A 19,783-nucleotide genomic window follows, 5' to 3' on the forward strand; every position below is an offset into this window, starting at 1 on the left:
TTGTCTTTTGCAGGGGCAGAAGACATCCCTGCGGTAATCGGCGGGCGCGTGGAAGGGTCATGACGCGGCCCCCTTGCGGCCTGCGCCTTTTGGTTCGTTCTTGATACTGGCTGGATCCGTGTCACGGATCAGCCGTTCTTCTCCGCTCAGGCAAACAAAGCGTTGGCCGCGCATCCGTCCGATCAGCGTCAGACCGACTTCGCGCGCGATCTCGACACCCCAAGCCGTGAAGCCCGAGCGGGAGGCGAGGACGGGGATGCCCATGAGCGCCGTCTTGATCACCATTTCAGACGTTAGGCGGCCGGTGGTGTAGAGGATCTTGTCCGCTGGGTCTGCACCAGTTTGCAGCATCCAGCCTGCCACCTTGTCCACGGCGTTATGCCGGCCCACATCCTCCATATAGACGAGCGGCTGGTCTTGCTGGCACAGCACTGTGCCGTGAATCGCGCCCGCTTCAAGGTAGAGAGAGGGCGTGCGATTGATGGCTGCGCTGAGGGCATAGAGCCAAGACGTTCGGACCTGCGCTTGCGGCAGTTGCACGTCTTCCAACCCCTCCATCATATCGCCAAAGACGGTGCCCACGGCGCAGCCGCTGGTGCGTGTCTTTTTCTTCAGCTTGTCTTCGTGGTTGGTAGGCTGAGAGGTGCGGACGACGACGGTTTCAAGTTCCTCGTCATAGTCCACACCCGTGATCGTGTCGGCATCCGTCAGCATCCGTTGATTGCGCAGGAAGCCGAGCGCCAGGTAGTCGGGGTAGTCACCGATTGTCATGGCTGTGACAATTTCCTGCGCATTCAAGTAGATAGTCAGGGGACGCTCTTCGACCACCGAAATTTCGGTTTCGGCACCGGTGTGATCGTGCCCCGTGACTGCGCGCGTCAGTCGCGCCGCTGCAGGATCGGGCGCAATCAGGTATCCGGTTTGATCGGTGTCACGCGCCAATTGCATCCCCCTCGTGCACGTCATAAGTCTTGGCAGATAGTCTAAGGCCCCCTCATGCCCATCACCACCACCAAATCCGCTTTTTGGGCGGGTGTGCGCGACGGCGCACCGTTTATCCTCGTGGCTGGCCCGTTTGCCATGCTGTTCGGCGTGTTGGCGACCGAGGCGGGGCTGAACGTGTTCGAAGTTATGACCTTTTCGCTGGCAGTCATCGCGGGGGCCGCGCAGTTCACAGCCTTGCAAGTCATGCAAAACGAAGCACCGACAGTCGTGGTGATCCTTTCCGCTCTTGCCGTGAACCTGCGCGTGGCAATGTATTCCGCCGCGTTGACCCCCTATCTCGGCCGCGCACCGCTGTGGCAGCGGGTGTTTGCGGCCTATCTGCTGGTGGACCAAAGCTATGCCCTGAGCCATGCCAAGTTCGAGGCTGTACCCGAACTGACCGTACCGCAGCGCATGGCGTACTATTTTGGCACCTGCCTGCTGGTCATGATCTTCTGGTTCGGAATGAGCTATGTCGGCGCGGCCGTTGGCACACAGTTGCCGCAGGATCTGCCGCTGGACTTCGCCCTGCCCATCGCCTTTCTATCGATGGTGGCCCCGATGGTGCGCACCTTGCCACATCTGATCGCGGCCACGGTCGCCGTGATTGTCGGGTTGCTGGCGGTGTCCGTCCCCTACTCGCTTGGCTTGATCCTTGCCGGGGCCGCCGGGATGATGGCCGGGGCGCAGGCCGAACTCCAGCTCAAGGGACGCACGCCATGACTGACAATGCAACCTTGTGGATCGTGATCATCAGCCTTGGCGTGGGCAGCTTCCTGTTACGCTTCACCTTTCTGGGCTTCGTGGGCGACCGCCCCCTGCCCGAATGGCTGTTGCGCCATCTGCGCTATACTGCCGTCGCAATCCTGCCTGCGCTGGTGGCGCCGCTGGTTGTCTTTTCAGGAGAAGGTGGCAGCACCGACATGACCCGCGTATTGGCCGCCGTTGCGACGCTTTCAGTGGGCATGTGGACACGGAATGTTTTTGCCGCAATTGGCGCAGGGGCAGTCACGCTGTTCGTACTGGTCTACGCGCTCTGACGGGACGGCGGGCGGGGCGACTTTGACAAAGTCAAAGAGCGTCCGAACCCGTCACTCAGAGATCACGATGCCTTCAATGCCGTCGATGATCGTGCCCTCGTCATCTTCGAAATACTTTTCTTCTTCCACACCCGGGCGCTGAGACATCTGTTGCATCAGGTTTGTGGGAAAGAAAGTGACGCGGATGTCTTCGAACCCGGGCACTTTTTTCATCAGCGAGGTCGTTGCGTTGGTACAGAACGCCCGCGCAACAGCCCCGTTCTGTTCAACCAATTGCAAGGCGATCTCTGCCTGTTCGGGCGTCACTTCAACAGTTTGGCTCACCACGTGATACGTGCTGCGGGCGTGGGCGCTTTTGTACCCCGCCAAAACTGCGGGAGACACGCCATAGAGCACGTCTTCCTGCTCCGGCACACGGTCATTCACAAACGAGCCCGCCGGATCAAAGATCACACGCTGGCTGCCGTTGATCATAAGAGCCGAGTGCCCACCCGAGCCATCGCGGTTCGACACCATTGTCATCAGGGTGATTGTCGCGGGCCCCGGCGCGCGATAGGCGACTGCCGCAACGCGTTCGTTCGATGCGTAAGACACGGTGGGCGGCGGGGCGCATCCCGCAACCACAGCACAAACGGCCAAGACCGCAATCCAACGCATACCCGAACTCCCCGATCACCCGGCAGGGTGCAACATCACTTTATGAAATGAAAATGGCCATGCCGACCAGCAGCACCAAGATCACGATCACCGACCATGTGACCCATGACATGAAGCCATCAAATGTCTTTTCCTGGGACTCGACGTTCATCTCGCCCGCCTTATGCTCTGCCATATTCGGTTCCCTTGTCCAATCAGCTTGCGCCGCGCTTTAGCGTATCCATCCGGGTGTGTCACTGCGTCTTTGCGGCACGGCCCTATTCATCTTCGAGATCTTGGGCCAGCCGGAAGCCGATCCGGTTGGGCTCCGCCTGTTCTACCGCCTTCGGCAGGGCCCGCAGCATGACGTTCAATTGGCTCACATGCTGGATCAGCTGCGTTTTTGACCCGGTTGGGTCTGAACCGTAAAACGTGACCACGTCAGGTGGGAAATATCCCATCCCCTCGATTCGCAGCACACCGGCATCGCCACCGGTGAATCCCATGGCCACCTCGTGCTCGTTATCCAGGCTTTCCTCGAAATTCTTGAGGTACATGATGATGCGCTCATAGGCCCATTGGGCCGGACTTTTCTGCTCGGTCGGGGTTTTGCTTACGCCCTTGGGCACGGGTTGATCCGCGGCATTGCGCGCGTCGGGGTCACAATGCACCTCATGCGCACGCGGCAACGCATCGGCTTCCACCGCTTCGGCTGCCGTTTTGATCTCGTCATTCATGACCTGCTCCTGTCACTCGGCGCGCTGGTAGATCCACGCGCCATCCTCCCGTCGGATGCGGCTCGCCCGCCCTTCTTGGTAAAGGTGCGACAGATGCGCGACAGCTTCAACCAGTGCGAGGCCATATTCCGCGTCGCCGATGTTGCGCTTGAACAATGGAGTAAAGCAATCCGAGGCGGCCTTGGGCGTGTCGATGTAATCCATCAAGCGTGAAAGCGCGCCATGATGGTTGTCGATCAGTTGCCGCATCCGCGTGGGCAGCCCAGTAAAGGGCAGTTTGTGCCCGCCCAGCACCAGTTGATCGTCGCGTGCCAGCAGTTTGAGCCGTTCGCACGCCTCCAGCCAGTCACCAATAGGATCGGCCATGGGTTCCGTGGCGTAGACACCGATATTGGGGCTGATCGACGGCAGGATCTGGTCGCCGGACAGCACAAGGTTGTCGTCCCTACTCCAGAACGTGGCATGTTCGGGCGCGTGACCATTGCCGATATGGATATCCCATATGCGCCCACCCATGGTGATAGTGTCGCCCTGCTTGATCCTGGTGTAGCCCAGCGGCATGGGCGCCACGATATCCCCGAAGTTGAACGGGCGTTCCGAAGCCCGCTGGTCAAAGATCGCCTTGTCCATGCCGGCACTGCGGTAGAAGTCCAGTGACTCTTGCGTCGGAGTTTCCTGCACATCCAGCGTCAACATGCGCGAGAACAGCCATGCGGTGCGGGTGGTGATCAGCTCGGCCCGGAAATCCGATTGCAACCAACCGGCAAGGCCCACATGGTCAGGGTGGTGGTGGGTCACGATCACCCGCTTGATCGGCTTGCCGCCGAGCGGGCCATCCATCAGCGTGTGCCAAATGGCTTTGGTTTTCTTGGATGCAAAGCCCGTGTCGATCACGGTCCAGCTGTCACCATCGTCAAGCGCATAGATGTTTACGTGATCCAGCTTCATCGGCAGCGGAAGCCTGCACCAGAGCACACCGGGGGCCACTTCGATTGCGGCCCCGTGCTCCGGCGCGTCCGCCCACGGGTATCTCAGTCCAGCGGGCGGTGTGTCTTTCATCAGGCGGCGAACTCTTCTGGTGTCAGGGCATAGACGTCGTAGTCGCCCACCTGTGCCTGCGCAAGCAGGCTGTCATGTTCGGGCAGCAGCCGCTGGATGTAGAACCGCGCCACCTTCTCATGCGCACCGCCCTGATCGTTCAGTGCCGAGGCGAGGTGGATATGCCCGCCCAGCACCCGTGCAAAGGCGCGCAGGTAGGGCACGGCACCCGCAAAGCGGACGCGGTGGTTCTGTGCGATCATCCATTCGGTGGTTTCGCGCAGACTTTCGCTTGCCTGCCACACGGCTTCTGCCATCTTTGGGAAGGTGGCCCGGGCAGCTTCGGCCGCTGCTTCGATCTCGTCCATGATGCGGGAAGCTGCCTCGCCCCCGTCCATCATCTTGCGTGCGACGAGGTCCATGGCCTGAATGCCGTTGGTGCCTTCGTAAATCGTGGTCACCCGCACGTCACGTGCGTATTGGGCGGCGCCCGTTTCCTCGACAAAGCCCATGCCACCGTGGACCTGGATGCCCATGCCCGCCACCTCGTTCCCGATATCGGTGCCGAACGCCTTAGCGATCGGGGTCAGCAGGGCCGCGCGGGATTTCCATGTTTCGTCGTCAGTGGCTGTGGTCATATCGATCGCTTTCGCGCACAGCAGTGCGATGCCGCGCGCGGCATAGGTTTCGGCGCGCATCGTCATCAGCATGCGGCGCACGTCGGCGTGGTCGATGATGGTGCCGGTATCGCCTTCGGTCCGCCCTTGCTTGCGGTCCAGCGCATAGGCCAGCGCGTGCTGGTATGCGCCTTCAGCCGCACCCACGCCCTGACCACCGACGCCGAGCCGTGCGTTGTTCATCATGGTGAACATGGCGGCCATGCCGCCCCCGGGGGCGCCAACCAGCCAGCCCTTGGCACCATCGTATTGCATCACACAGGTGGGTGAGCCGTGCAGGCCCATCTTGTGCTCAAGGCTTACCACCTTGAGCGTGTTGGCGATGCCGGGGTTGCCGTTTTCATCCGGGATGTTGCGCGGAACCAGGAACAGCGAGATGCCCTTGGTCCCTGCCGGCGCGCCCGGCAGGCGCGCCAGAACGAGGTGACAGACGTTTTCGGTAAAGTCATTGTCGCCCCAGGAGATATAGATCTTTTGGCCCGAGACGCTGTAGGTGCCGTCGCCGTTGTCTTCGGCCTTGGACGACAGTGCACCAACGTCCGATCCCGCCTGCGGCTCGGTCAAGTTCATCGTCCCCGTCCACTCGCCCGAGATCAGCTTGGGCAGGTACAGGTCCTTGATATCATTCGACGCGTGATGCTCCAGCGCTTCGATCTGGCCTTGGGTCATCAGCGGGGATAGTTGCAGCGACAGGCAGGCCGCTGACATCATCTCGTTCACCGCCGTGGTGACGGTCATGGGCAGCCCCATCCCGCCATATTCAGGGTCTGCCGCAATACCGACCCAGCCGCCTTCGGCAATTGCCTTGTACCCATCAGCATAGCCGGGCGATGTCCGTACGACACCGTTTTCCAGCTGTGCCGGATGCAGGTCACCGGCGCGTTGTAGAGGCGCGATCACGTCCTCGCAGAGCTTGCCCGCTTCGGTGAGGATCGCGGTTGTGACATCGGACGTCGCATCGGCGAAACGGTCGGTTGCGGCGACCTGATCCAGTCCAACGACATGATCGAAAAGGAAGGTATAGTCGTCCACGGGGGCGCGATATGGCATGGGTCAGCTCCGGTATCAATGTCTTGGCAAGCGCACGAACGGCGCTTAAAGGGGCGTGTTTGAAATCATAAATGCGTTTCTGATGGGCGTACCGCAACTCAAACGCGGCGTCACGAGAAAGCGGACAAGGCCCAATGACCGAAACTGAGACAACCCTGTTGCCCGCGGATGCAGGCGGGATTGCGGAGGCAGCAAGGCTGCTTGCCGCCGGTCGGCTTGTGTCATTCCCGACAGAGACGGTGTACGGATTGGGCGCAAATGCGCAGGACAGTCACGCGGTCGCACGCATCTTTGATGCCAAGGGACGGCCCCGTTTCAACCCCCTGATCGTGCATGTGCCGGATCTGGACATGGCGCGCCGATATGCAGACATCACGGGTCCGCTTGCGGCCCTTGCCAATAGCTTTTGGCCCGGGCCGCTGACCCTGGTGGCACCTTTGGCGCGGGGGCATGGCCTGTCACCACTGGTGACCGCTGGGCTGGACACTGTCGCGCTGCGGGTACCGGCCCACCCGGCCGCACAGGACGTGCTGCGCGTCTTTGACGGGCCTGTGGCGGCCCCGTCTGCCAACCCATCTGGCCGCATCAGTCCAACGACCGCCGACCATGTGATGGCGGGCTTGCGGGGGCGGGTCGATGCTATTGTGGATGCTGGACCCTGCTCTGTCGGACTGGAGTCGACCATCGTTGGGGGCGATCCCCTGACCCTGCTGCGCCCTGGCGGGTTAGCGCAGGAAGAGATAGAACGCGTCGTTGGCCCCCTTGCAAAAGCCGGGAATGCGATCACGGCACCGGGTCAGCTGGCCTCGCACTATGCCCCCGGCGCACCCGTCCGCCTGAATGCCAACGCGACCCATCCGGGCGAGGTGCTGTTGGGTTTTGGTCCGATGACCTCGGATCTGAACCTGTCGCTTTCGGGGGATCTGATCGAAGCAGCGGCCAATTTGTTCGACCACTTGCATGTGCTCGATGCCTTGGACCAACCCATTGCCGTGGCCCCCATTCCCGAATGCGGTCTGGGTCGCGCCATCAACGATCGTTTGCGCCGGGCAGCGGCCCCCCGGCCCTAGGCCCGCCCCGCCTCTGCCGACAATCCCAACGGATCGATGCCCAGCGCATTCAGCGCTTTCATCCATTTCGACGTGTTGCCCGTGCCAAAGACAAGCTGTGGTGTCGCGGCAACCGTCAGCCACCCATTGCGGGTGATCTCGGCCTCTAGCTGGCCAGGCCCCCATCCGGCATAGCCCAGCATGACCAGCGCCCGTTCTGGCCCGTCACCGATGGCAATATCCTCAAGCACGTCCTGCGTTGCCGTCATACCGAAGGCGGTACCGACTTTGAGCGTTTGCAGACGCGACGTGTAATCGGTGCTATGCAGAACGAACCCGCGTGACGTTTCGACCGGGCCACCAAAGTGCACAGGGTCGCGACGTGCTGGCGACGTGCAGGCAATCTCGATCTGGTCCAGCAATTCGCCCAGCACCATGTCAGCGGCGGGCTTGTTGACGATCAAGCCCATTGCTCCGTCATCGGAATGCGCACAGACAAATACGACCGAGCGGTCAAAGCGAGGATCACCCATGCCCGGCATCGCGACCAGAAGTTGCCCTGTCAGATCCAGTGTGGAGGCGCCCGTCATTGCCTGTTCCGTTGTTTCTGATGGCAGAATGCCGCCGGTCCGCGCGCGGAGCAACCGGAAGACGTGCCGCAGGCGAGCCACCGCGCACCGGATCGTTACAGGAAGTTGACCGGGACGTGACTTGGCTTTGATCGTCTGGCGTTGCATCTAGAAACTATGAAAACGTGCGCCCTGCCCCTTGCCGCCTTGCTGGCTACCATGACTGCTGTGCCGACACTGGCGCAGGGTCGGTTCGATGATATTGTGCAGACCGAAGTGCTGCAGGGCTGGGATTTGCCCGACGGTCGCCGTCTGGCTGCCGTGCGTCTGGTGTTGGCTCCAGGCTGGAAAACCTATTGGCGCGCGCCGGGCGATGCGGGCATCCCCCCGCATTTCAACTGGTCCCGTGCCCGTAACATCAGCGCCGTAAGTCTGAACTGGCCGACCCCGGATGTGCATGTTCAGAACGGCATGCGCTCGATCGGGTATACCGAGCAGGTGGTGATCCCCATGCACATCACCCCCGCCAAGCAGGGAAAGCCCATGCGTTTGCGCACCACGCTGTCCATGGGCGTCTGTTCCGATGTCTGCCTTCCTCACCAGGTGTCCATCGACACGCTGCTGGACAACCCGGATTCGGGCCCGACGCCGGCCATTGTCGCCGCTCTGGCCGACATGCCCTATTCCGCAGCAGAGGCAGAGGTACAATCTGCCACCTGTCGCTTGCGCCCGACCCGGCACGGCATGCAGATCGAGGCTCGCATAAACCTGCCCCATACGGGTGGGACCGAGGTTGCAGTCATAGAATCTGGTGTGCCTGGCGTTTGGGTAGGCGAAGCGGACACGACCCGAAGCGGCAATACTGTCGTCGCTGTCAGCGAGATGGTGCACGCAGAAGGCGGCGCCTTTGCCGTTGATCGGTCAAACGTCCGCATCACTATTCTGGGCGGCAGTTATGCCGTGGATGTGCGCGGCTGCACGGCCGGTTAGGCGGCGCGGCGGCGTACGATCTGGAAGGCCAGTGCCGCCAGCACATAGGCGGCCAACCCCAACACCATGACCCCGGCTGCAAACAGGACAAGTGCCGTTGGTAGTGCGTCACGTTCGGCAAGTTGCGGTAATATGTTGGTCAGGTAGACAGGCAGCCTGTCGGTGACAAAAGCATACCCCATAGTTGCCCCGAACCAGCACAGCACCAGCGCCCATAGCCCCGTGAAGCCCCAGCGGACCGACGGGGTTGGTGATCCCAACCCGCGCCGCATTGCCTGCACTTGTCGCGCCACATCGTGTTGTACGGCGACCAGTGCCGGCACGACCAGCAATACCAGCACCATGCCAAAGCCCAGACCGTAGACCAGTGTGATAACCGTCGGCTTCAGAAACTGTGCCTGTTGCGATGTCTCGTACAGAAGCGGCGTCATCCCCAACACGGTTGTCAGAGTTGTCAGCATGACCGGTCGAAGCCGGTCCGCCGCACCGTCGATGATCGACGGGAACAGGCCCCGGTCCTTGGCGTACTCATCGATGGTCGTGACCAACACGATGCTGTCATTGATGATGATCCCGGTCATGCCCAGCAAACCGACAACCGTGAACATGCTTAGTGGTATGTCCCACACACCGTGGCCATAGATGGTGCCCACCAGTCCGAAAGGGATGATCGCCATGACAACGATTGGCCGCGTCCAGCTGGCAAAGACCCATGCCAATACAAGGTAGATACCGGTCAAGCACAGGATCAGGCCCGTCAGGCTGTCGTCGAGGAATTCGTCTTCCTGCTCACTCAAGCCCGCCTTGCGAAAATCGACCTGCCGTTCGGCAGCGATGGTGGGCAGGATGTCTTCGGCCAGCGCGCGGCTTATCTCGGTCGCGCGGGCGGGGTCATCTTCAGAGATGTCGCCGGTGACAGAGATCAGGCGAATGCCGTTTTCACGCTGGACGGTCGAAAAGCCGTTGCGCCGCTCGACGCTGACAATATCAGCCAAAGGGACGTATCCGCCATCAGGCGTACGCATCTGGGTACGGTCGAGAAAATCCGCGGTCAACTCATCCTCGGGCAGTTCGATCCGGATCTCTGCACTGCGGGGGCCATCAGGGAAGGTCGCCGCCTCGATCCCGTTCAGGCGGTCGCGCAGGGCGCGGCCCAGTGTGTCGATGGTAAAGCCCAATGCCTGACCTTGCGCGGTGAGGTCAAGGATCAGTTCTTCCTTGTCATAGGCGAGGTTGTCTTCGACCGCGCTGACCTCTGGATATTGCAGAAGCGCGCGCTTGAGGTCCTCGGACGCGGCTTTAAGCGTGTCTGTGTCATTGCCGAAGAACTCAACATCCAGCGCATCGCCCCCCGGCCCTGACCGCCAACCGCGGAAACTGATCGTTTCGGCCAGCGGATGATGGACAACTGCGTCCTGCAGATCGGCAACAAAGGCGAATGAGGAGTAAGGGCGCAGATCGGCATCGATCAGCTCGATCGAGATTCCGCCAAGCAGATCAGTGTCTTTGGACTCTGTCCCGGACAGCCCGCGCCCCGCATTGCCGCCGATCTCGGCAATGACATAGTCGATCGGATTGCGGCCATAGCGCTCTTCATATTCCGCACCCAGCGCATCGGTTGCGCGCTGCATTTCCTGCATCATCGCAAGGGTATCTTCGCGGGTCGCGCCTTCGAGCATGGCGAAATTGCCTGTGACCGACCCGCGTTCGGGCGCGTTGAAAAAGCGCCATTGCACATCGCCCTGGATGAACAGCGCCACTTGGCTCGCCAGCACGACGCATACGCCAGCCAGCACGACATAGCGGGCGGTGATCACGCCGGCCATCATCGGGCGGAACAGCTTTTCGCGCATCCATTCAAAACCGTGGTTGACGATGACCGAAGGTGTGTCGAGACCCTTGACCCCCATGGCCGCGACCCAATCCGCCTTGAAGCGGCGAGGGGCCAGCAGGAAGACGGCAGCCAGCACCGTCGGGCCAGCAAGCAGGTAGGGCCACGCATCCCGAGCCGTTGGAATGCTGTCAGACCAGATCGCGTATCCCACTGCACCCGAGATCACGGCGGAAAGGACTGCAACGCTCAGCACTGCCACGCCTAGCTTGATCCGACTGAACCGCAGCCTGTCCGATGCAGCCAGTGCGTGTCCCATATGATGCGGCAGGATCAGGAAGCATTCGACCAACGACGCGACCAGAACCGCGATCACGGTAAGGGGGATGTCGCGGATAAGGTCGCCAAAGCGCCCGCCCACGGCCACCAACCCGAAAAAGGCGATGACAGTCGTCAGCGTTGCGGCAAAGACAGGCATGGCCATGCGGCGGGCCGCATTTTCTGCGGCGGCAAGCGGCTGCTCACCCAAGGCCCGGTGGCGGTGGTCGGCATGTTCGCCCACCACAATGGCATCGTCGACAACAATCCCAAGGGTGATGATCAGGCCAAAAAGCGACACCATGTTGATCGTCAACCCGCCGAGGAACATCAACGCGATGGCCGCGAACAGCGCCGCAGGAATGCCCGCCGCCACCCAAAAGGCCGTACGGGCATTCAGAAACAAGAACAGCAGGCAAATCACCAGACCGAGGCCCACAATGGCATTATCGACAAGGATATTGAGACGAGCCGAGATGGCTTCAGCCCGGGTGCGGATAAGATCAACTGTCACGGACGGTGGTAGCGTGGACTGCAGTTCAGCAGCCACCTTTTCCACCTGCGCCTGCATGGCAATGGCGTCACCGTTGTTGGTCCGGTCCACACGGATCGACACGGCCGGGTTGCTGCCCACGAAGTAACTGCGGTTGCGGGCGGCCCCCAGTTGCGTGACGGTTGCCACGTCCCGCACGCGCAGCTTGGACCCGTCCGGATTGGACCGCAGCACAATGCCTGCAATCTCTTCCGGTGTGCGTTTTTGCGTGCCGGTGCGTACGCGGGCATTGGCACCTGACACATCGCCCGCGGGATCGGTGTCGACCTCGGCGTTGATGGCTTGGGCGATCTCGGACATCGTGACTTCGTTGGCGATCAGTGACAGCGACGGCACCTCGACCAGAACTTGTGGCGCTGCGACCCCACGGATCGTGGTGCGCGTGATCCCCTCGGCAAAGAGACGCACAATGAACTCATCGGCAAACAGCCCAAGCTGCCGAGGGTTGACCGGACCAGTGATCACCACATCGGTCACACGGTCGCGCCACGCGCCACGGCGCACCGTGGGTTCATCCGCCTCGTCCGGCAGGGTTGTGACGCTATCGACCGCCGTTTGCACATCGTCGGCCGCCCGCCCCATGTCCCAGTTCGGTTCGAATTCGAGCGTGATTGTGGCCGACCCTTCGCGCGATTGCGACGAAGTACTTTCGACACCTTCAACGGCCAGAAGGACCGGTTCGAACACCTGCACGATACCTGCGTCGACGTCTTCGGCCCCTGCCCCGTCCCAAGTGACGTTCACCCTCACGTTGTCGACAATTACATCAGGAAAGAACTGTGCCCGCATGTTCGGCATAGAGGCCACACCGGCCACCAGCATCACAAGCAAGAGCAGATTGGCAACGGTGCGATGGCGCACAAAATAGCTTAGGACACCTCCGGCGGCCTTGGGGATGCCACGCACCATCTACCCGCCCATCCGGCTTTCGAGCCGGGCAACCATCTGTGCAGGCACACGCGCTTCACTCAGGCTGGCCAACGCACGCTCTTTGGCTGCTGCCGGCATGCGTTCGTTCGCCTCTACAAATGCAACAAGCCGGGCGCGGCGTTCATCGGTCAGCTCAAGCATCTCGGGCTCAACCTGCGCCTCGGCCTGATCAGCACGTAAGGGCCGCACCGAGATTCCGGGCCCCAGCAAGGGCGAGCGGGCTTCGACCACGTCACGACCCACAATGTCACCGCTGCGCACCAACACATCGTCACCCTGACGGCGCAAAAGTTCGACTTCAACGGATTCAAGTCGGTTGTCTTCACCCAGCACCAAAACGGTGTTCGCCGCATCAATGGCAGAGGCTGGCAGGCGCACCACCTCGTCCAGCGGCGGTTCAGACACCACAACAGTCACAAAGTCACCCGGCTTGAATCCCACCGCACTGTCGAGGCGAGCAAAGATCAGGCGCCCGGTCTGCATGTCACCACCACCTGCGCTGGCGCGGCTGACCGTTCCGGTGGCTGTCAGATCAATACCAACGACATTCAGTGTCGCCGTCATCGGTGCAGACATCACGCTGCCATTGTCCCCAAGCAGTCGAATATATTGCGCGGTTGAGAGGCGAAATGCCACCTCCAGCGCGTTTGGATCAATCAGCGCCGCAAGCTTTTCATTGCTTGACACAAGGCGGCCCGCCACAAGATCGGTTTCGTTCAGCGTGCCATCAAACGGAGCCATAACCGTTGTATCGTCTACCGTGCGCTGTGCTTCGTCCAATGCGATGCGAGCCCGGGCAAGGCGTGTCCGGCCCTGATCGATCCGCGCCTCTGTTGATGTGACGACTTGTCTGCGCGCCAGCACCGCTTGGCGGGCAGACGATGCGGCCAGTTCTGCCTCTTCCACAGCCGCAGCCGTACCCACACCGCGTTCGGCAAGGTCAACCTGCCGTTGGAAGGCACGTTGGCGCAGGTCGGCCTGATCCTGTGCCGCCTGCTCTTCATCCCGCGCCAAGACAAGGGCCCGATCGGCATCACGCAATTCGGCTTCGGCATCCATCAGGTCCGCGTCAGCCCGGGCCAGGGCCGCTTCGGCATTTGCGGGGTCGATGCGGACCAGTATCTGGCCCTGCTCGACCTCACCTCCATCTTCGAACACGTCCGCCAATTCAATCACACGCCCCGACGCCGCGGCGCGCAGTTCCAATGTACGGCGGCTTTGAATTTCTCCGAACGCCTCAAGCACCGGGGTTTCGGTACCGGCCTCGGCCCGCACGACAGCCACGGCAAAAACACGTTCGCGGGCGGGCGGTGTATTGGCCTCACGCGCCAGCCGTTCCTGTATGGCCCCCCCCACGATGGATCCCGCATAGGCGAGCAACCCAAGGGTGAGTGCCGCCAGTACCAGTCCGATCAGGCTTTGCCTCAAAAATCTCATTCTTTCACGCCATTAACCGTCCCCAACGGGATCTTAGCATAACTTAGTGGCGCCCGGGAAATGTCCAAACAACAAAGCTGTTACGCACTGGTCCATTATTTCCGTCGCTGATGTTCGTCTAGGCGCGGTAGAATTTCGACAAAGTTGCAAGGGCGATGACGGTAATCAAGCTGTCGGCTCAGGATTTCGTCCCATGCGTCCTTGCATGCCCCCGGGCTGCCGGGCAGAGCAAACAGGTAGGTTCCATTGCAGACGCCCCCGGTAGCACGGCTTTGCACTGCCGATGTTCCAATCTTCTGCATCGATACGATGGTAAAGACGGTGCCGAATGCGTCGATCTCCTTTTCGTATACGTCCCTGTGCGCTTCAACCGTGACATCGCGCCCCGTCAAACCGGTGCCACCGGTCGAAAGAACAACATCAATCTCGGGGTCGTCGCACCAGGCCCGCAGTTGATCCGCGATCTGGTTGCGTTCATCGGGCAGGATCTTGCGGTCCGCCAGCGTGTGGCCGGCATCTGTCAGCCGCCCCACAAGCACGTCGCCGGACCGGTCTTCACTTGAGCTGCGCGTATCGCTCACCGTGAGCACGGCAATGCGGATGGGAATGAAGTCGAGTGTTTCGTCGATACGGCTCATGGACGGGCTCCGGCAAGGGCGACGCGGGCGGCCAGGGCGCCAAAGACGCCTGCCGTGATCCAGCGCAGCACACGTTCGATGATTGGGGTGCGGGCCAAGGCGCGGCCAAGACCACCGGCGGTCAGGCCCACACCCGATTTCACGGCAAAACCGAGCACGGCAATGGTACCGCCATAAATCAGGAATTGCGGAAGGATAGCACCGGTGGGATCCACGAATTGCGGGATGAAGGCAAGTATGAACAGAATCACGGATGGATTGGACAAGTTCACAACCAACCCATCGCGGAACGCGCGCGAGGGTCGCACGGGCCGAGTGTTTTCGCCAACCAGCGGCGACATCAGTGTCCTGAAGGCAAGATAGAGCAGATAGGCCACGCCGACCCAGCGCACGACGCCGAAAACCCACGGCGCTGCAGCCACCAAAGCACCAAGGCCAAGCCCGGCAAGGCCCGCGTTTATGAATGCACCCGACGCGATGCCGGCGGACGCTGCAACAGCAGGCCCTTTGCCGCCCCGCAAGCCCTGCGCCATCGCAAACAGCATGTCCGGGCCGGGTGTCAGGACAAGCGCAAAAGCGGCAGGCAGGAACGTGAGATAGACAATCGGATCAATCACGCCCGGCCCCTCAGATGTGCCTGTAGGCTCAGCAGGTCAGCCCAAGCCTCGCGCTTGGCCGCTGGATTGCGCAACAGATAAGCAGGGTGGAACATGGGCAGCGCGGGCTTGCCGCGCGCCTCGGTCCAATTACCGCGCAGGCGGGTGATCCCGCGCTTGCCCAGAAGCGCCTGACAGGAGTGGTTGCCTACAACGACCAGAACGTCCGGGTTCGCCAACTCGATATGACGATGAAGGAACGGCTGCATCATCGCGACCTCCTCTGACTTTGGGTCACGGTTCTGCGGCGGGCGCCATGGCAGGACATTGGTGATGTAGACACTCTCGCCCCGGCTGAGATTGATCGCTGCTAGCATTCTATCAAGCAGCTGGCCTGCCCGCCCAACAAAGGGTTTGCCCTGAATGTCCTCATCGCGACCCGGCGCCTCGCCCACGATCATCACGCGGGCGCCCGGCACACCATCGGAAAAGACAAGGTTCCGCGCGCCACGCTTCAGCTCGCAGTGATCATAGGCGGCGAGCTCCGTACGCAGGCTATCCAGATCCGTCGCCGCTGATGCAACTTGCTGCGCGACCAAAGCCGGGTCGACTGCGTTGTGCGCGGTCGGCGCAGCAGGCGTTTGTGCAGCAGCCGGGGCCTTAGCCACCTTCGGCACGGTTGCAGGCACGTCGTAGCGGTTGACTGGCGCATCGGCGATGCACTCGTCTGCGCCCAGCTCGATCTGCCAGGCAAGGGCCGCGAGGGCACCATGATATTCCGCCGATTCCATGGGGCGATCCTACGCCTGCAAGGCGGGAACCGGAATGCCCATTCAGTGTTCTTCAAATATGGCAACCCGACGGCTTGCCGGGCAGCCCCGCCGCCGCATATAAGCGCCCGAACACGCCAAGGGATACCCATGACCTTTACCCACCGCCATCTTCTTGGGATTGAACATCTGCGTCCCGAGGAAATCGTGACCGTTCTGGACCTCGCCGAGGAATACGTGGACCTCAACCGCGCCGCCCAAAAGCACAGCGACGCGCTGGCCGGTCTGACCCAGATCAACATGTTCTTTGAAAATTCCACCCGCACGCAGGCGAGTTTCGAACTGGCGGGCAAACGGCTGGGCGCAGACGTGATGAACATGGCGATGCAGGCCTCGTCCATTACGAAAGGCGAGACGCTGATCGACACCGCCATGACGCTGAATGCGATGCATCCTGACCTGCTGGTGGTGCGGCACCCGCATTCAGGCGCTGTGGACCTTCTGGCACAGAAAGTGAATTGCGCGGTTTTGAACGCGGGCGATGGGCGTCACGAACACCCGACCCAGGCGTTGCTGGACGCACTGACAATCAGGCGGGCGAAGGGGCGGCTGCACCGGCTCAACATCGCGATCTGCGGCGACATCGCCCATAGCCGTGTGGCACGGTCAAACATCATCCTGCTAGGCAAGATGGAGAACCGCATTCGCTTGATCGGCCCGCCAACGCTTATGCCCGCAGGCATCGCCGAGTTCGGTGTCGAAGTTTATGATGACATGGCCAAGGGCCTCGAAGATGTGGATGTGGTCATGATGTTGCGCCTGCAACGTGAGCGGATGGACGGTGGGTTCATCCCGTCCGAGCGTGAATACTATCACCGCTTCGGCCTTGATGCAGACAAGCTGGCGAACGCCAAACCCGACGCCATCGTTATGCATCCGGGCCCAATGAACCGCGGGGTAGAGATTGACGGCACGCTGGCCGACGATATCAACCGCTCGGTTATTCAGGACCAGGTCGAAATGGGCGTTGCCGTGCGGATGGCCGCGATGGACCTATTGGCGCGCAACCTGCGCAGCGTGCAGGGCGCGGCATGAGCGCAGACTTGCGCATTCCACCCAATGAGCGTGGGGTGATCCGGGTCTTTGCCCTGTCCATGACAGATCAGGATGCGCGGGCGCTCAAAGACGACTCCGACGCGATTGATGCGGCCCTTGGGACATCGGTCGATGCGAACCAGGTCGAGGTGTTTCCCGTTTCGGACCTAGAAGGTGTCGGACTTGTGGGGTACCTTGCCGAAGGCAACGCCGTAGCAGCAGAACAGCTGTCGCCCGACAAGGCTAAGCTGGACAAGCTTGGCGGCTGGGTAATGATCGTCTTCTCGCTCGCATTCGAAGACCGCGAGACGGTGTTGGAGCCAGTCGCTGCATTGACGCTGATTGGCACATATGGCGAGGTCCGCACCGACTGGCGCGCGACCGAAACGGTCGAGGCGGACAGTGCCAAACCCTACTCGGCCCCGCCCGAAACGGTGAAGAAAAAACCATCCGACGCCGCCATGTCTGGCCGGATCGCCATGATCGCCCTGCTTGTTCTTGGGCTTCTGACCTGGGTGATGATCCGGATTGGTGGGTAAGCGCGTGGTTGCCGGGCACCGGTCCCGAGCCTCAAGCCTTCACGCGAGCCAGATGAAACGTTGGGAATAGCCAATCATTTGACCAAGCGCGACGGGTTCAATGATCAACCGTTGGACAGCGATCTGCGCACTCTCTGAAATTACCGTATGACTGTTCTGACCATGAAATCTTGGAAATCCGGGTCGATCCGATCTCAGGATCCACTCATCATTTTGCGTCTTTCCTTGATCTTCTCATTCGACGTTTCCGTCCCATCGTGGAAGGATCCAAACAGCTTGTCCCAAGGCAGTTCAAGCGAGCCGTAATTGCACTCGAAATAACGGTGATGCATCTGGTGGTGGAAAGTGCCAAGTTTTAGCCGGTTCTCATCCTTCACCACCAGCCCCTCGAAGCCGGTATGCGTCGTCGCAGCCGTCAACGCGTAGTATTGCAGGTGAAACAGGATGTGCACGGGACCCGCAGGCACGATGAAATGGATCAGGACCGACCCGAGGAAAATCACATGTTCCACCGGATGCATCGACATGCCAGACCACGGCCCCACATTGATGTTGCGGTGATGCAGGGCGTGCACATGCTTGTAGAAGAACGGGATGTGCAGGAGCCGGTGGATCCAATAGAAATAGAAGCTTTCCCAGACCGGGATCAAGAAGAAGAGCGCGATGAACCAGATCGGGTTTGCCGCCCACGTCAGCATTGGCGCAGGGTCGTTGGCCAGCGCCCAGAACAGCAGCACTTCGTAGGCCGTCCAGATCGTCACACCACTGACCAACGTCCAGAACATGTTGTCCCGGATCTGCCCCCCAAGCGTGAACTGTTTGCCGTTCTTCATCAGCGGGCGCGGGTCATATTTCAGGCGCTGCCCCTGTTTGGTGAAGGTGTAGAAATAGAGATGCAGCCCCCCGGCGACAAAGGCCATCAGGATGAGGTTGCGCACGTACATCTCTGCGATCCAACCAAGCGCGAATGTCTTTGTCTCCTCGAGCGGCGGCTGGAAAAAAGTGATCGAGAGGACGGCCACCCCAACGATAATGAGCCGTTCCGTGATCAGGAACCACGAATTCCAGACCCAGGCCAGCATTGCTTTGGGCCGCAGGGGCCACGTGAAAAACGGCGATACCTGAAGCGGCACATCGGGGACGTGGTTCCAACCTTTTAGCGGTGCATCGGACATTATCGGACCCTCTGTCAAGAAACGCTAAGTTCATTCTGCGCAGCGTCACGCGCCATGAAGAACAGTGTTTAATAAGCACCAAAAACTGGTTGTCCGAGGATGTGACAGCAATACCCCCTAGAGCAATGGATTATTTCACGACAGCCCTGCGTTACCGCAACATTGCGGGTCGGCGATTTCGCCGGAATTCCTGCCGTAGATGCCAAGCAATTCCGTTTATGATCGCGCCGGGGTGACGTAACGCTGTATGTGGCAATGGGCCTACATGCGACAGAAACCAGGCTCGCATCCGTTCAACTCATGCAAGGCGCAATAAGGAGCCGACACATGAACCGGATCACCGCAATTCTCGCCACATTGACCATATTGCCTGCGACTGCATTCGCACATGACAACCAGTCCGAGACTTTCACCGACGGGGACACGACTTGCATCACATCGAACGGGGCGCCAAATCATGATATGGGACGCTTCCCAAATCAGGCAAACCCCAACACTTTCCGTGAACAAACACTCAGCTTTTGCTTTCCGACCGAACCGCAGATGGCGCAGAACGTCACCCACGAATTGATGACTGTCGGTGTTTCGCTCACCGGTGTCCCGTTCCGCCCGTATACGGCTGGTTACTACGATCCGAACGGTCGCGGGAACATTGGCGACAATCCAGCAAGCGGATGGAGGCAGCAAGCAATGCACGACCCCAGACGACTTGGTATGGATCGGCAGAATGCTCATGTCGATCGGTCAGGGCTATATCATTATCACGGCGTATCGGAGGACTACCTTGGGTCCATGGATGGAACCTTGATTGGTTTCGCACCGGACGGTTTCGAGATACATTACCTCCCTGACGTGGCCAAGTCGTCCTGGCAGCTGAAGTCCGGCACGCGACCAACTGCGCCGTTTGGGCCATATGACGGTACTTTCGAAGAGGATTTTGAATACACGGCAGGATCAAGCGCCTTGGATGAGTGCAATGGCGCGCGCATGGATGGCGTTTACACCTACTTTGCAACTGATACCTACCCGTACTTTCCGCGGTGCTTCAAAGGCGTCGTGAACCCACGCTTCATGACCCGTCCATAACCGAACTCGGCATCCGCGCGAGACGGTCACGCTGACGCTCCGGCC

The 19,783-nt window shown here is 60.8% G+C and carries 20 protein-coding genes; 7 read left to right on the forward strand and 13 right to left on the reverse strand.

The features are described 5' to 3' along the window. Positions 1 to 57: 57 nt before the first annotated feature. Positions 58 to 948, reverse strand: coding sequence for a formate dehydrogenase accessory sulfurtransferase FdhD (locus Q1A75_RS14025; RefSeq protein ID WP_299550004.1), 891 nt, complete (start codon positions 946 to 948; stop codon positions 58 to 60). Positions 949 to 996: 48 nt separating this feature from the next. Between Q1A75_RS14025 and Q1A75_RS14030 the strand changes: the two genes are divergently transcribed. Both Q1A75_RS14030 and Q1A75_RS14035 read left to right on the forward strand, forming a co-directional pair. After that, entirely contained in the window at positions 997 to 1,707 is a 711-nt protein-coding gene (locus Q1A75_RS14030; protein ID WP_299550003.1) for an AzlC family ABC transporter permease, read from the forward strand. Beyond that, positions 1,704 to 2,024 (forward strand): AzlD domain-containing protein, encoded by a 321-nt coding sequence (locus Q1A75_RS14035; RefSeq protein ID WP_299550002.1) that lies wholly within the window; start codon positions 1,704 to 1,706, stop codon positions 2,022 to 2,024. Before Q1A75_RS14030 ends, Q1A75_RS14035 begins: the two co-directional genes overlap by 4 nt. Positions 2,025 to 2,075: 51 nt before the next feature. On the opposite strand, the gene Q1A75_RS14040 is transcribed toward Q1A75_RS14035, so the two are convergent. The 5 genes from Q1A75_RS14040 to Q1A75_RS14060 form a co-directional block, all read right to left on the reverse strand. Beyond that, the gene (locus tag Q1A75_RS14040; protein WP_299550001.1) at positions 2,076 to 2,681 is read right to left on the reverse strand and encodes a hypothetical protein; all 606 of its coding nucleotides are present in this window, start codon (positions 2,679 to 2,681) and stop codon (positions 2,076 to 2,078) included. 40 nt (positions 2,682 to 2,721) lie between these two features. Then, positions 2,722 to 2,856: an aa3-type cytochrome c oxidase subunit IV gene (locus Q1A75_RS14045; protein ID WP_299550000.1), complete on the reverse strand. Its 135-nt coding sequence runs from the start codon at positions 2,854 to 2,856 to the stop codon at positions 2,722 to 2,724. An 82-nt stretch (positions 2,857 to 2,938) separates the two neighbouring features. Continuing rightward, the gene (locus tag Q1A75_RS14050) at positions 2,939 to 3,397 is read right to left on the reverse strand and encodes a DUF6173 family protein (RefSeq protein WP_299549998.1); all 459 of its coding nucleotides are present in this window, start codon (positions 3,395 to 3,397) and stop codon (positions 2,939 to 2,941) included. Positions 3,398 to 3,409: 12 nt separating this feature from the next. Beyond that, on the reverse strand, positions 3,410 to 4,456 hold the full coding sequence (locus tag Q1A75_RS14055; protein ID WP_299549996.1) for an MBL fold metallo-hydrolase: 1,047 nt from the start codon (positions 4,454 to 4,456) through the stop codon (positions 3,410 to 3,412). Then, the gene (locus tag Q1A75_RS14060; RefSeq protein ID WP_299549995.1) at positions 4,456 to 6,162 is read right to left on the reverse strand and encodes an acyl-CoA dehydrogenase; all 1,707 of its coding nucleotides are present in this window, start codon (positions 6,160 to 6,162) and stop codon (positions 4,456 to 4,458) included. Before Q1A75_RS14060 ends, Q1A75_RS14055 begins: the two co-directional genes overlap by 1 nt. A gap of 134 nt (positions 6,163 to 6,296) precedes the next feature. Here Q1A75_RS14060 and Q1A75_RS14065 point away from each other — a divergent pair, with 134 nt between their 5' ends. Next, on the forward strand, positions 6,297 to 7,232 hold the full coding sequence (locus tag Q1A75_RS14065; RefSeq protein WP_299549994.1) for an L-threonylcarbamoyladenylate synthase: 936 nt from the start codon (positions 6,297 to 6,299) through the stop codon (positions 7,230 to 7,232). Here the strand turns inward: Q1A75_RS14065 and Q1A75_RS14070 are convergent. Beyond that, complete coding sequence (locus Q1A75_RS14070) at positions 7,229 to 7,783, reverse strand: YqgE/AlgH family protein (RefSeq protein ID WP_299550141.1); 555 nt, start codon at positions 7,781 to 7,783, stop codon at positions 7,229 to 7,231. The two genes, Q1A75_RS14065 and Q1A75_RS14070, sit on opposite strands and share 4 nt — an antisense overlap. Positions 7,784 to 7,957: 174 nt before the next feature. Here Q1A75_RS14070 and Q1A75_RS14075 point away from each other — a divergent pair, with 174 nt between their 5' ends. Beyond that, entirely contained in the window at positions 7,958 to 8,770 is an 813-nt protein-coding gene (locus Q1A75_RS14075) for a protein-disulfide reductase DsbD domain-containing protein (RefSeq protein WP_299549993.1), read from the forward strand. On the opposite strand, the gene Q1A75_RS14080 is transcribed toward Q1A75_RS14075, so the two are convergent. The 5 genes from Q1A75_RS14080 to Q1A75_RS14100 form a co-directional block, all read right to left on the reverse strand. Then, a complete protein-coding gene (locus Q1A75_RS14080) occupies positions 8,767 to 12,381 on the reverse strand; it encodes an efflux RND transporter permease subunit (RefSeq protein ID WP_299549992.1) in 3,615 nt (1,204 codons plus the stop codon). The genes Q1A75_RS14075 and Q1A75_RS14080 overlap by 4 nt on opposite strands. Continuing rightward, positions 12,382 to 13,839: an HlyD family efflux transporter periplasmic adaptor subunit gene (locus tag Q1A75_RS14085; protein WP_299549991.1), complete on the reverse strand. Its 1,458-nt coding sequence runs from the start codon at positions 13,837 to 13,839 to the stop codon at positions 12,382 to 12,384. 95 nt (positions 13,840 to 13,934) lie between these two features. After that, on the reverse strand, positions 13,935 to 14,477 hold the full coding sequence (gene moaB / locus Q1A75_RS14090; RefSeq protein ID WP_299549988.1) for a molybdenum cofactor biosynthesis protein B: 543 nt from the start codon (positions 14,475 to 14,477) through the stop codon (positions 13,935 to 13,937). After that, positions 14,474 to 15,094 (reverse strand): LysE family translocator, encoded by a 621-nt coding sequence (locus tag Q1A75_RS14095; protein WP_299549985.1) that lies wholly within the window; start codon positions 15,092 to 15,094, stop codon positions 14,474 to 14,476. The genes moaB and Q1A75_RS14095 overlap by 4 nt, the downstream gene beginning before the upstream one ends. Then, positions 15,091 to 15,864, reverse strand: a complete 774-nt coding sequence (locus Q1A75_RS14100) for a uracil-DNA glycosylase (protein WP_299549982.1) — start codon at positions 15,862 to 15,864, stop codon at positions 15,091 to 15,093. The genes Q1A75_RS14095 and Q1A75_RS14100 overlap by 4 nt, the downstream gene beginning before the upstream one ends. A gap of 129 nt (positions 15,865 to 15,993) precedes the next feature. Here Q1A75_RS14100 and Q1A75_RS14105 point away from each other — a divergent pair, with 129 nt between their 5' ends. Further along, positions 15,994 to 16,938 carry an aspartate carbamoyltransferase catalytic subunit gene (locus Q1A75_RS14105; RefSeq protein WP_299549979.1) on the forward strand — a complete coding sequence of 315 codons (945 nt, stop codon included), beginning with the start codon at positions 15,994 to 15,996 and terminating at the stop codon, positions 16,936 to 16,938. Beyond that, a complete protein-coding gene (locus Q1A75_RS14110) occupies positions 16,935 to 17,477 on the forward strand; it encodes a hypothetical protein (protein WP_299549976.1) in 543 nt (180 codons plus the stop codon). The genes Q1A75_RS14105 and Q1A75_RS14110 overlap by 4 nt, the downstream gene beginning before the upstream one ends. 194 nt (positions 17,478 to 17,671) lie before the next feature. Here the strand turns inward: Q1A75_RS14110 and Q1A75_RS14115 are convergent, their stop codons facing one another. Further along, positions 17,672 to 18,652: a sterol desaturase family protein gene (locus Q1A75_RS14115; RefSeq protein WP_299549973.1), complete on the reverse strand. Its 981-nt coding sequence runs from the start codon at positions 18,650 to 18,652 to the stop codon at positions 17,672 to 17,674. 327 nt (positions 18,653 to 18,979) lie between these two features. Between Q1A75_RS14115 and Q1A75_RS14120 the strand changes: the two genes are divergently transcribed. Next, positions 18,980 to 19,738 carry a YHYH protein gene (locus Q1A75_RS14120; RefSeq protein WP_299549970.1) on the forward strand — a complete coding sequence of 253 codons (759 nt, stop codon included), beginning with the start codon at positions 18,980 to 18,982 and terminating at the stop codon, positions 19,736 to 19,738. The last annotated feature ends 45 nt before the right edge of the window (positions 19,739 to 19,783 follow it).

It is taken from the genome of uncultured Tateyamaria sp. (assembly GCF_947504105.1).
Lineage (GTDB): Bacteria > Pseudomonadota > Alphaproteobacteria > Rhodobacterales > Rhodobacteraceae > Tateyamaria.